14 protein-coding genes are annotated in these 11963 nt (G+C 66.4%); 1 reads left to right on the top strand and 13 read right to left on the bottom strand.

What is annotated here, in order from left to right; translation table 11 throughout:
- Positions 1-80 precede the first annotated feature (80 nt).
- The 3 genes from ACT4ML_RS12570 to ACT4ML_RS12560 form a co-directional block, all read right to left on the bottom strand.
- On the bottom strand, positions 81-1079 hold the full coding sequence (locus ACT4ML_RS12570; RefSeq protein ID WP_444721187.1) for an ornithine cyclodeaminase family protein: 999 nt from the start codon (positions 1077-1079) through the stop codon (positions 81-83).
- An 81-nt stretch (positions 1080-1160) separates the two neighbouring features.
- The gene (locus tag ACT4ML_RS12565) at positions 1161-1376 is read right to left on the bottom strand and encodes a hypothetical protein (RefSeq protein WP_444721186.1); all 216 of its coding nucleotides are present in this window, start codon (positions 1374-1376) and stop codon (positions 1161-1163) included.
- A gap of 296 nt (positions 1377-1672) precedes the next feature.
- Positions 1673-2095: a DUF3054 domain-containing protein gene (locus ACT4ML_RS12560; RefSeq protein ID WP_444721185.1), complete on the bottom strand. Its 423-nt coding sequence runs from the start codon at positions 2093-2095 to the stop codon at positions 1673-1675.
- A 468-nt stretch (positions 2096-2563) separates the two neighbouring features.
- Between ACT4ML_RS12560 and ACT4ML_RS12555 the strand changes: the two genes are divergently transcribed.
- On the top strand, positions 2564-3298 hold the full coding sequence (locus tag ACT4ML_RS12555; RefSeq protein ID WP_444721184.1) for a J domain-containing protein: 735 nt from the start codon (positions 2564-2566) through the stop codon (positions 3296-3298).
- Here ACT4ML_RS12555 and ACT4ML_RS12550 read toward each other — a convergent pair.
- The 10 genes from ACT4ML_RS12550 to ligA form a co-directional block, all read right to left on the bottom strand.
- The gene (locus ACT4ML_RS12550; protein ID WP_444721183.1) at positions 3271-3909 is read right to left on the bottom strand and encodes a toll/interleukin-1 receptor domain-containing protein; all 639 of its coding nucleotides are present in this window, start codon (positions 3907-3909) and stop codon (positions 3271-3273) included. The genes ACT4ML_RS12555 and ACT4ML_RS12550 overlap by 28 nt on opposite strands.
- A 71-nt stretch (positions 3910-3980) precedes the next feature.
- On the bottom strand, positions 3981-4409 hold the full coding sequence (locus tag ACT4ML_RS12545) for a hypothetical protein (RefSeq protein ID WP_444721182.1): 429 nt from the start codon (positions 4407-4409) through the stop codon (positions 3981-3983).
- Between the two features lie 72 nt (positions 4410-4481).
- A complete protein-coding gene (tpiA, locus tag ACT4ML_RS12540; protein WP_138245164.1) occupies positions 4482-5126 on the bottom strand; it encodes a triose-phosphate isomerase in 645 nt (214 codons plus the stop codon).
- 69 nt (positions 5127-5195) lie between these two features.
- The gene (locus tag ACT4ML_RS12535) at positions 5196-5741 is read right to left on the bottom strand and encodes a multiprotein bridging factor aMBF1 (RefSeq protein WP_138245165.1); all 546 of its coding nucleotides are present in this window, start codon (positions 5739-5741) and stop codon (positions 5196-5198) included.
- An 86-nt stretch (positions 5742-5827) separates the two neighbouring features.
- Entirely contained in the window at positions 5828-6442 is a 615-nt protein-coding gene (locus ACT4ML_RS12530; protein WP_444721181.1) for a CDP-alcohol phosphatidyltransferase family protein, read from the bottom strand.
- Positions 6439-6993: an adenylate kinase family protein gene (locus ACT4ML_RS12525; RefSeq protein ID WP_444721180.1), complete on the bottom strand. Its 555-nt coding sequence runs from the start codon at positions 6991-6993 to the stop codon at positions 6439-6441. The genes ACT4ML_RS12530 and ACT4ML_RS12525 overlap by 4 nt, the downstream gene beginning before the upstream one ends.
- Positions 6990-8144 (bottom strand): histidinol-phosphate transaminase, encoded by a 1155-nt coding sequence (gene hisC, locus ACT4ML_RS12520; RefSeq protein WP_444721179.1) that lies wholly within the window; start codon positions 8142-8144, stop codon positions 6990-6992. Before hisC ends, ACT4ML_RS12525 begins: the two co-directional genes overlap by 4 nt.
- Positions 8145-8283: 139 nt before the next feature.
- Positions 8284-9441, bottom strand: coding sequence for an MFS transporter (locus ACT4ML_RS12515; protein WP_444721178.1), 1158 nt, complete (start codon positions 9439-9441; stop codon positions 8284-8286).
- Positions 9442-9558: 117 nt separating this feature from the next.
- Complete coding sequence (locus ACT4ML_RS12510; RefSeq protein WP_444721177.1) at positions 9559-10077, bottom strand: hypothetical protein; 519 nt, start codon at positions 10075-10077, stop codon at positions 9559-9561.
- Between the two features lie 68 nt (positions 10078-10145).
- On the bottom strand, positions 10146-11945 hold the full coding sequence (ligA, locus tag ACT4ML_RS12505) for an ATP-dependent DNA ligase LigA (protein ID WP_444721176.1): 1800 nt from the start codon (positions 11943-11945) through the stop codon (positions 10146-10148).
- Positions 11946-11963 lie beyond the last annotated feature (18 nt).

Genomic DNA, 11963 nt, shown 5'->3' with positions numbered 1-11963 from the left:
GCTCGAGTCGGAACCGGCGTCGAAAACGGATTTCGTTCGTTTCTCCACGCTCGGCCGTCAGGCACTGCGGTCTCGAGCGGTCAGTCGCCAGTCAGCGCCTCGCTCGCGGGTGCGAACTCGATCGTCTGTCCGAGCCCCCGTTCGCTGGCGCGCTCGTAGAGCATGTACGCCGCGGCGACCGTCTCGATCCCCGTGCCGCCGCTGTCGAAGACCGTGATCTCGTCGTCGCTCGTCCGACCGGGCGCGTTCCCCGCGACGATCTCGCCCAACTCCGCGTGGACGTGGTCCTCGGTGATCGCACCCGCCTCGAGCGCCTGTATGAACGAGCCCGCGTCGACCGTCGCCCGTTCGCGGAGGTCGGGCACGTAGGTCGCCCGCTCGATGGTCGTCGTATCTAACTCGCGCTTGTCCGGCGAGTACTGACCCATCGCAGTGACGTGAGTCCCGGGCTCGAGGTCGTCGCCGTCGAAGACCGGCTCGCTCGCTTTCGTCGCCGTGATCACGACGTCCGCGCCCGTGACGGCGGCGGTGCTCGAGTCGACCGCGCGAACGTCGGCCTCGAGATCGGCGTCGAAGTCGGCCGCGAAGGCCTCGCGGTTCGCGGGCGTCGGCGAGTAGACGCGGACCTCGTCGAACTCCCGGACGGTCGCGGTCGCGCGGAGTTGGCCTCGCGCTTGCGCGCCGCTGCCGATGACCGCGAGGGCGTCGGCGTCCGCGCGGGCGAGTTCGTCGACGCCGACGGCGCCGGCGGCACCGGTCTTGAACGGGTTCATGCTCGCGCCGTCGAGCAGGGCGAGCGGTGCGCCGCTCTCGGCGTCGAACAGCGGGGTCATGAACCAAGCGTCGCCGGCACCGAAGCCGGCGCTGTACATGTAGCCGCCCATCGCGCCGGTCTCGGGGAGCACGGCGGCGTAGCTCGTGAGCATTCCCTCGGGATCGGCGCGGAGGAACTTCGACCGCGGCTGGGCGGGCGCGCCGTCGCCGCGCTGGCGATAGCCCTCGCGGACGGCGTCGACGTATTCGGCCGGTGTCGCGAGACCGTCGACGGCTGCACTGGTCAGAAACAGCGTGTCGGTCATGGCCGACAGCACGGAACGGAGACGGGAAAAGCAATCGGATGGGAGAAACGGTGACGGGAGAGAACCGGAGAGACAGTGAGATTAGTCCGCGTTAATCGGCGGGCGCGCGGACCGGGGCTCGTCGGCGGAGTCTGCTGGCGTATTGACGAACATTGCGTGTCCGATGATTCCCATCGCGACCAGCGATCCGAGCGGTACCGCCGCAGTCAGAGACAGTCCGACGAGCATCAGGGCCGCGGTGATACCGAGCAGTGCGACTGGGATGAGGCCGAGAACAATGTCGTAATATCCAGTCATAATCTATCCTATAGTATGAGGAATAGCCATATAAGTGTTTCCCATAATCGGTTCATGGTAGACGGATCTATAATAGATATCCACGTAGACTGATATCCATAACTTATGAGTTGCTTATCTAAATTCGGAATAATGATATATTACCGCTCGAGCGGTTCGGAGAGACGAATGGACCACGATTACCGCCCGGAAACGGTGTAGAGAGCCGATCCCTCTCCCTCGAGAAAACTACACTATCTATTTCTTATACGTTCGATTCCGTTCATGCTAGCAGCACTGATCACCGGCGTGAGGAATTACTCCGTCACTGATAGGTACAGGGTGTATCCGAGTCGCCAGCCGAGCAAGACCAGCAGTCCGAAGCCGGTGATGACCAGCGGGAACGGCCACGTCGCACTCCCCTCGAACAAGGAGACCCGGAGCATGAGCCCGACGTTCGCCGCCGCGATCCAGGCCACGGCCGTCAGCCGTAGCCCGTCGCGTCCCACGGGGCGGTCGCGGGTGTAAATCCCCGCGAGGAGCGCGACAGCGAGCCAGCCGATCACGAACGGCGCGATCGTCTCGAGCGAGGCGAGCGGTTCGGCGAGCGGATTCCCGCCGTGTTCGATGCGGCCGAGGAGGACGAATCCGGCGATGAGAACGGTGTCGACCACCGCGATACCGACTCGTTGCCGGCCGGCCGCGCTATCACGAGCCCCGGTTTGAACTGCCGTGTCCATACGCGACCCTCGGGTCCGGGGTCCTATTGATTTCCCGATTCCGCTCGAGCGATGGGACTGAGTCCGGAGACGGGAGTCGAGAAGCGGATTCGCTCGAGACGAACGCCGAACTCGTCTCGATCGTGACAGCCGCTGAAATCCCTGACAGGAGAGGAGGAACTCGGCGACGGCCGGCCGCCGAGTGCCGTCCATCGGACAGCGCGTCTCCGTGCGAGGGTCGCCTCGCACGACCGGTCGGTCGACGGGGGACCACTTTGTTATCGATCCCGTTCAGCGTCGATTGCCGGGTTTCCAAGTCCCCCGCGTTCGGTAAGCAGTTCCTACACCCGTCCGTTCGAGCGGTCTGTTCGAGACTCGAGCCCGGATCGGCGAGTGTACTGCGAGACGATCGCTTCGGCCGGCGAGATGACGCCGGCAGTGACTGTCAGCAGAAGAACTAATATGGGACGAACCCGAACCGCTCGCGTGATGGCTGTAGTCGGCGAACGTCGGGCCGGCTGTGACGGGTGCGGCCGAACGGTCGGGCTCGAGGACTTGACGACGGTGACGATGCCGGACGGCGAGCAGGTCGTCTGCTGTCCGGAGTGTGAGCCCCACGCCAGAGCGGCCGCGCGGAAAGGCGACTCGCTCGATCAGCGTCGGGACACCTGTGACGGCTGTACCGAACCCTGTCTCACGGCCGAGCTCGAGGACATCGTGCTCGATGACGGAACGGTCCTGTCGTGCTGTCCGTCCTGTGTAGCCGAAGCACCGGGACACGGCGGCTCGGACGCTGCCGACGCGGATGCGACCGATTCGGCCGCCGCTCGGACCGCCGGATCGGAAACGGCGGCCGAATCCAATGAGACGACCGGCGACGAGACCGACTCGGCGGAGACGGTCGGGGACCGGAACCGCTGTAGCCAGTGTCGGGAACTGGTCTCCGCGGAACGCTTTCGGGTCACCACGATCGACGAGCGCACGGAACGGCTGTGTCCAGACTGCAAAGCCGACGCCGAGGAGAAGGGGATCGTCACCGACGTCGCCATGCGAAAACAGCGTGCCCGCGAGGTGCTCGGTGTCGACGCGGACGCGAGCGACGAGGCGATCCGCGAGGCGTTTCATTCGCAGGTCAAACGCGCCCATCCGGACCGACAGAGCGGCAGTCAGTCGGCGTTCAAACTCGTCACCGAAGCCTACGAGCGGCTCCGAGCCGACGACTGAGTCTCCTCACCGTCCGCGCGGCTGATAAAGCCGATCGTCGCCGGGTTGAAGTAGTACGTCGACTCGCAGGACGCACACGCCGCCGTCAGGAGTTTGCCGTGACTGTGGAGTTTCCAGAGCTTCGTCTGGCCCTGCTCGAGTTCGAGCGTGACCGGGTGCCCGCAGTCGGGGACCGTACACGGGAACCGAATGTACCAGTTCGGGACCGACAGCGCACCCAACGGGGCGAGGGCCCCTCGCAGCCGACAGAGCAGATTGAAGATCGTCACCGTGAGATCGCTTCGATCGATCGCCACGCCCTCGACGTCACTGATGTAGCCGTGGGGACCGGTTCCCTCGTCGTAGAGCGGCAAGACGGGGATCCCTTTCGCCACCGCGTAGCCGATTTCCTGTTCGATCCAGCGGTTTCCGGCCCCGTCCTCGGTCAACACCGCGACGACGAGATCACTGTTGGCGAGTCGGCCCTCGAGTCGCTTTCGCGACCGGCCGGACTCGATCTCCTCGAGCGCGATATGCACGCCGAAGGGGAAGTTCTTGACAGTCGAGAACAGGTCCTGAACGAGGTCGAGATCACCGGGCGCGTGCGAGACGTACACCTGTTCTCCAGTCATGAGATCGTCTACGAAACACAGGCGTATGCGGCGTTATTAATCTATCTCTCCGGTCGAATGTAACGACATTTTCACTCGCGTTGGTAATTTTTCACGGTATTCAGCACACGCTGGGAGAACTCGAGTTGTGAGAGATCGTCACCGAGTCGGTCGAACCACTCGCGTTCGACGTACCACCAGCCGCGAACGTCCCCCTCGGTCGTCAGCGACGTGACCTCGAGTCGGCCGGGCGTCCACTCCCGCTCGTCGCCGATCGTCAGGAGCGTCCGCAGGACGGCCCCGACCTCGTCGTTCGTGACGGCGGGTACCTCGGAGACGGCCTCGTACTCGAGTTCGATTCCCGCCCCGTCCTCGCCCGGCGGCTCGGTGTCGTCCAGCCACGCGAACGAGGTCACGTAGAGCCCGTGGCTCATCAACCGATTCTCGAGCGTGACGGCGACGGATCGCTCCCCCGTGACGGTCGTGGCCTCCGCCCCGTTTTCGTTTCCGTTGTCAGTCATGCACACACCTTCGGCGGGGACGGAGAAAAGTCGGTCGGCACTGTGCCCGAATCCGAGGCGCTCCGCGACGGCTCAGAGCGGTTCGACGAGGTCCTCGAGGGCCGCGCTCGGATCGTCGGCTTTCGCGACGCCGCTGGCGAGCAGGACGCCTTCGGCGCCGAGATCGCCCGCGGCGACGACGTCGTCGCCCGTACTGATGCCCGCACCACAGAGGACCGAGACCTCGGAATCGACGTTCGCCGCGGCCTCGACGGCGTCTTCGACGACGTCGGGGTCGGCCTGACTGACCGGCGTTCCCGTGCCGATGAGTTCCGGCGGCTCGACGGCGACGGCATCCGGGCCAAGCGCCGCGGCCGCGCCGATCTGGGCCGGGTTGTTCGCACAGACGACCGTCTCGAGGTCCGCGCGCTCGGCCGCCCGGACCGCACCGTCGATATCGGCCAGTTTCAGCCGTCGCTCGGAGTGGTTGATCAGCGTGCCGACCGCGCCCGCGTCGGCGACGCTCTCGGCGAGCGCGTGGCCGGTGTTGCTCCCGTGTTCGATCGCATCGACGTGTTGGGCCCACGTCTCCGCGCCCGTCTCGGCGACCCGCTCGAGATGGGCCGCCTGCGGCGCGACGGCAAGCCGGGCGTCGGTACGCTCGTTCACGTCGCGGACGGCTTCTGCGACTTCGATCGGATCGCACGGATACGTCTTCAGATTAACCAGGACGAACATATCGGCAACCGCACCCGCACGGAAGAAATAGCTTGCGAGTCAGCGACGTGATCGAGGAGCGATGCTCAGTCAGTCCTTTCGCTTGACGACATCGCCCAGCGTGTAGCTTCCCGTCGAGGAGCCGCCGGACCACTCCGAGTCCTCCGCCGACCCGCCCTGTGCGCTCAGGGAGATCTCGAGGAAGTCCTCGAGTTCGGACTGGACCTTGTCGCTCGGCAGCGTGTCGCCGCGTTCGATCTTGCGAATCAGGCTCGCCTTCTCGTTGAGTTCGTTCGCGAGATCGGACTGGCTCAGCCCCTTGTTCTCGCGAGCGTTGCGGACGCGGTCGTCATAATCGGTCGCGAGCTCGTCCATGTCGTCGAACATGTCCGAGCGGCGCTGGCTCGAGCCGCCCGAACTCGAGGAACTCGCGCTCGACCCGGACGACTGGCCGCCCCCGCCCGAGGAGGACGAACTCGAGCTGGTCGAGTACTTCGTCGACGAACTCGAACTCGAGGTGTCTTTGACTTCAGTGCCGAAGTCCGTGCAGTCCGAACACACGTCTAGCTTCGCGCCCTCGACTTTGATGGTTTTCGGGGACGACGTCTCGGCCCCACACATCTCGCACTGAACCATGACAGACTCTATATTCCGGTAAGGGATAAAGCATGCGGCGCGGTTGCAGCCGGGCAGAACGCCCGGAAAACGGAGTGAGACGTGGATTACTCGAGGGCGGCCCACGAGTAGTAGAACCGCTGGAGCGCGGTCAGGTGGCCGACGACCGCGAGGAAGACGAGCAGCCAGCCGACGAGCGTGAACCCGGCCAGCGTCGTCCCCGCCAGCGGGTACGCGAGGAAGCCGGCGATACCGATGATCGCCAGCCGGTCAGCGCGACCGACGAGACCGCCGTAGACCCGGTCGAGCCCGACGGCTTGGGCCTGCGTCCCCAGATACGAGGTCATCACGACGCCGGTCACGGCGGCGAAGCCGAGCAGGTAGTCCTCGAGTCCCGCGGCCAATCCGGCGATGACGACGATGTCCGCGTACCTGTCGAGGACGTGGTCCAGCAGATCGCCGCCGGCCGAGGCAACGTCTTGTTCGCGCGCGAGCGCGCCGTCGACGATGTCCAGCCAGCCGTTGAGAAACACGAGCGCGGCCGCCACGGCGTACCAGACCGGGTCCTCGAGCCCGCCGAGGGCGAACGCGACCGCGGCCAAGATCGCCATCCCGAACGCGACTACGCTCACCCCGTTGGGCGTCATCCCGGCGCGGTCGAAGCCCTTGACGAAGGGGTCGAGGAACCGCGAGACGTACGGGCGGAACTTGTCGAGGGTCATGTCAGGTACCCCACGAAGTCGACCTCGCCGGCGCTCGGTTCGCGCTCGCCCGCCGCGACCGCTTCGAGTTCCTCGGCGACGGCGGCCGGATCGCGGTCGGTCGTGTCGATCTCGTAGACCGACTCGAGGCCGTGTTCCTCGACCGCCTCCGAGAGGATCACGTCGAGCGCTTCGCTCTCTGCGTTCTCGCGAGCTTTCGCGTCGGACTCGCCGCGCTCGAGCAGTCGCTCCTCGAGCGCCGACGGCTCACACCGCAACACGGCGACTCGATCGGCGTCGACGTGGTGGGAGAGGTGCGATTCGATCACGATGTCATCGCGGCCCGCGAGCCACTCGCTCAACGCGTCGAGATCGGCAACCAGACTCTCGCGGTCGGCGTCGACCTCGGTGTAGAGTTCCTCGTCCTCGAGGATCCGGTTGAGGTGGATCACCTCGAGATCTGGGATCGGCACGTCCCCGTCGCCGGTGTCCGCGTCGGTCAGTCGGGACTCGAGCAGTTCCGTCGCGGTCGTCTTCCCGGTGCCGGGCGTGCCGGTGACGGCGAGTCTCATGAGTCGGCGACCTCCGCGTCCGGCTCGTCGGCCCCGTCCGATGGCCCCGGCTCGATATCGAGATCCGCGAGCACGTCGTTTACTGTCTCGACGGCGCGCTCGGTTTCCTCCTCAGTGCCGCAGGTGATGCGGATACAGCCCGGGAGGCCGAAACTCGAGCAGTCGCGGACGATGACGCCCCGCTGTTGCATCTCCTCGGCGACGGCCGAGGCGTCGCCGACGTCGACGAGGGCGAAGTTGCCCTCGCTCTCCCAGACGTGGGCGTCGATGTGTTCGCGCATGTACGCGCGGGACTCGCGGGCGGTCTCGACGGTGCGCTCGACGTGTTCGTCGTCGTCGACGGCAGCGATGCCGGCCCGGCAGGCGAGTTCGCTCGCCGCGAAGGGTGTGTTCACGCGGGCGTAGGCGTCGGCCCATTCCCCGGGCACGATCGCGTAGCCGAGTCTGACCCCGGCCAGTCCGTAGGCCTTCGAGAACGTTCGCAGGACCGCGACGTCGTCGCGGGCCTCGAACCCGTCCCGACCCTCGAGCAGGGCGACGGCGCTGTCCCGGTCGGCGAACTCGCCGTAGGCCTCGTCGACGACGAGCAGTGTCTCGTCGTCGGTCGCGTCGGCGAGTTTCTCGACCTCCTCGAGCGGGATCGTCGAGCCGGTCGGGTTGTGCGGGCTGGTGAGGAAGACCAGCCGGTCGCCGTCGTAGCTCTCGAGGACCGTCTCGGCGTCCTGCGTGAAATCATCGGCCTTCGAGAGTTCGTACTCGCGGACGTCGCCGTGGTGGTACCGGGAACTCATCCCGTAGTAGGCGAAGCCGGGCGTTGGGACGAGGACGCTGTCGCCGGGCTCGAGGACCGCTCGGTGGAGGTAGTCGATCGCACCGTCGCCGCCGTTTGCCAGCCAGACTTGCTCGTCGGCGACGCTCCAGCGGTCGGCGACGGCGCTCGTGAGGTCGGCGTGGGCGGCCTTCGGGTAGGAACTCACGCTCGAGGCCGTCTCGCGGATGGCCACGGCGGCGGCCGGCGAGGGGCCGTGCGGGTTCTCGTTCGAGGCGAGTTTGACGAATTCGGAGGGGTCCCGGTCGAGTTCGCGGGCGACCTCCTCGATGCCTCGACCCGCCTCGTATGCGACGTGATCGGACAGGTCGCGCGGTTGCATACGGGAATCCTGTCGGCCGTGGGTCTTAAGGGTGCTTACCTGTCTTCGGGATGGGGGATTGCGAGCGGTCGTCGCGGGCGGGAACGTTCGACCCCGAATCGCGCGGTCCCGCCAGCGGCACGTCCTGCTCGGTGACGGCTCAACTCGGGAGCCGTCCGGTTCGCTCGAGGGCCACGAGGCCGACGACCGCGACCCCGAGGAAGATCGCAGCGCCGGCGAATACCCCGTCGTAGGTGTACCCCCGCTCGAGGACCAGCCCGAGGGCGGACGAGCCCAGCGCTTGTGCGAACATCCAGGCGGAGCTGAACACGGCGTAGGCGCTGCTCCGCGTCGAGTCCGGGAGCGTATCGAGAAGGTACGCGTCCGTGGCCGGGAACAGCGCGTGGATAACGATCCCGACAGCCGCGCTGAGGACGGCCAGCGCGAGGAATCCCTCGACGGCCGTCAACAGGAGCAGCGTCGCGGCGAACGTCCCGACGATGCCGAGCAGATACGGCACGTGGGGAAACCGGTCGGCCAGATCGCCGCTGAAGAAGAACGCGGGGACGCCGGCGGCGAAGACGATCGTGAGCAGCGTGCCCGCCGCACCGCTCGAGAGCCCCTTCGACTGCATGTACAGTTCGTAGAAGTTGAACAGGCCCTGCCAGACGAACGAGGTCGCGCCGACGATCGCCAGCGCCGTCACGATGAGTTTCCACTCCGAGAGCGCGCCGGCGACGAACTTGCGGTCGGCCTCGCCCGCCGACGGCAACTCGGTCCGTCGCGCGGTGACCCACGCTGCGACCGTCAACAGCACCGCCCCGACGGCGATCGTCCACAGCGCGAGCCGCCAGTCGACCAGCAGTGTGAGCGCGACGAACGGGGCGGCGGCCACCGCGCCGATCTGGCTGGCGGCGCCGTGGATCCCCATCGCGCGGCCGACCCGCGACGGGAACAGTTCGCTCAGCAGCGGGTTCGCCGCGACGAAGTAGACGCCGGAGGCGATTCCCATGAGGAAGGCTCCGATCAGCAGGTGTCGAACGGTCCTCGCGTTCGCGGCGAGCACCGCTGAAATCGCGAGAACCGATCCGGAACCGATCACGACGTAGTGTCTCGGAACTCTCGTGAGCAGCCATCCCGTCGGCAGCCGCGGGGAGGCGGTCCCGACCCACACGAGGGTAACGATAAGCCCCGCCGTCGCCTCGCCGATTCCGAACTCGCCGATGAAGACGTCCAGCAGCGGAGCGAAGATGATTCTGGCGAGGTTGAGGAGAAAGACGAGACCGCACAGGGACGCGAAGAGTCGGGTACGGGACACGGTCTGTCTTTCCGACACCCGATATCAAGCGTTGCGAATTCGGAACCGTCGCTCGACGATACCGCGGGTGGTATCGCCAGTCTCGCCTCGCGGTCCGTGCCGGACTCGGTCGCTCGATCACTCCGAGTCGAACGTCCACTCGCCCTCCCGCGAGTGGATCGAGAGTTCGTGATTCTCGTACGACGCACGCACGTGATCGTAGAGTTGCGCCGTGTTGAATTCCTCTCGAGAGACCGAGGCGTTGTGGCACACTATCTCGTTTCCGTCGTCGTATCTGTCGACCCAGTCCTCGCTACAGACGCCGACCGTGTACTGGAGGGTTTCGTAGGTCCGATCGAGGTCGTCGTGTAACTCGTCGGAGACGACCGGTTCGAGGGGCGTGTCGAACCGGTCGGCCCACTCGTCGTCGAGGATCTTCAGTTCCGGTTCGCGCGGAGCAGGGTGCGATTTCGGCCACACACGGATGATGACGTCCTTGGACAGTTCCTCGCCGTCCGGATCACGCTTCCACGCCTCGATCGACTTCAGTTGGACGTATCCGTCGACGCTTCGATCCAACGAGGGCACCGTACAACCGGCTACCGCACCGACCGCTGCGGTGCTGGCCGTAGATAACACCGTCCGTCTGGAGGGCATACGTCTCCGGTCCAGTCGATTCTATCGTAAAGGTAACTAATAGAGCTATATAGCGCGTGCTGTGGCGCTCACTCCCGAAGGCGTTCGATCCGCTCGAGCGAGTCCGCGCCGTCCGGGTCCTTGTCGTAACGGACGCCCTGAAATCGCGGGAATCGCAGCGCATAGCCCGACGAGTAGGTCGGCGAGGACTGGATCTCCTCGTAGCCGACCTCGAAGACGACTTCGGGCTCGAGGTCGACCGCCTGACCGTCTTCGGCGGCGATGTGAGGCTCGAGCAGGTCGGTCAGTTCCGCGAGTTTCTCGTCGGTGATCCCGGTCGCGACCTTGCCGACCGTCTCCAAGTCGTCGCCCGCGCGCACGGAGAGTTCGAACGTGCCGAGGAACGTTGCGCGTCGACCCTCGCCCCACTCCGCGCCGGTTACGACGCAGTCGAGCGTCTCCACGTCCGGTTTGCGCTTGCGCCAGTGTTTGCCCCGCCGGCCCGGCGAGTACGTCGAGTCGGGGTTCTTGAGCATGATCCCCTCGTGACCGGCCTCGAGGGCGTCGGCGTCGATCGACTCGATCTCGTCGGGGTCGTCGGTCCGCCAGAGCAGGGAGAGCCCCTCGATGTCCTCGTCGTCGACGGCGGCCGCGTCGGAACCGGCATCGTCGACAGCGTCGGCGTCAGAACCGATCAGCACCGACCGAAGCCGGTCGTGGCGCGCCGTCAACGGTTCTTCCAACAAGTCCTCCCCGCCGGCGTGTAGACAGTCGAAGAAGACCGGCCGCACCGAGACGTCCTCGCGGGCCTTCGCGACGTCGTGCTTGCGCCGGAACCGCTTGAGCACCTCTTGGAAGGGAAGCGGCGAGCCGTCCTCGTCGATCGCGACGACCTCGCCGTCCAGAATTGCGGGCTCCTCGAGATTACTCGCGGCGAACTCGACGACTTCCGGCAGGGCGTCGGTGACCTCCTCCATGTTCCGCGAGAAGACGCGCGTCTCCGCCGTCGATCCGCCGGACTCGCCGAGTCCATCGGGATCGTGATGCAACTGCACCCGCGCCCCGTCGTACTTCCACTCGACGGCGGCGGTCTCCCACTCCTCGAGCGCGTCGGTCACCGTCCCCGCCTGTGCGAGCATCGCTTGGACGGGGCGACCGACCGCGAGATCCATCGCGTCCAGTCCGTCGACCCCCTCGTCGCGCGCGATCCGGGCGACCTGTCCGTAGTCGTTCGAAACTTGGAGCGCGCGCTCGACTCGCTCTTCGGGTACATCGAAGGCCGCCGCAATGGCGTCCCGAACGGTCCCCTCGCCGACGCCGATGCGCATCTCCGAGAGGACGAGTCGAGCGAGATAACGCGCCTCCTCGCTCGAGCAGCGGTTGAACAGTCCGAAGAGCAGGTCGACTTTGCGGTCGTGGCTGCCCGACCCCTCGGCAGCGGCGAGGTCCGCGAGCGTCTCGGCGACCTCGCGGACGGTGAGGTCGCCGCCGGTCCCACCGTCGGTGTCGCCGCCAGTGAACGCACCGAGCCCCTGCTGGCCGCCGAAGTCGTAACTCGCGGCTACGTCGCCGATCTCGCCGACCTCGGCGAGTCGGTCCTCGACATCGTCACTGCTCACGTTCGTCCCCGCGGCGCGGGCAATCGCTTCGTAACACGCGCTCGGCCCGATATCCAGCGTCGTCGAGTCCCACGCGGGGAACACCCGCCCCTGTGCGAATCGCGCGACGATCTCGAGGGTCTGCGGTTCCACCGCGTCCTGCGAGGCCCGTCGTTCCTCGCTATCGTCGCCGGCGTCGGCGAGCAGATCCCGAACGTGAGCCACGATCTCGAGGTCGGCGGGTTCGGCTTCGATCGTCCCGGCGCGGTCGGCGAACGTGGCGAACTCCATCGGCGGTGTGTATCGCCG

Origin of the sequence: Natrinema sp. LN54 (assembly GCF_052439245.1) — an archaeon.
GTDB lineage: Archaea > Halobacteriota > Halobacteria > Halobacteriales > Natrialbaceae > Natrinema > Natrinema versiforme_A.
This window is presented reverse-complemented; position numbering and strand designations above follow the sequence as displayed.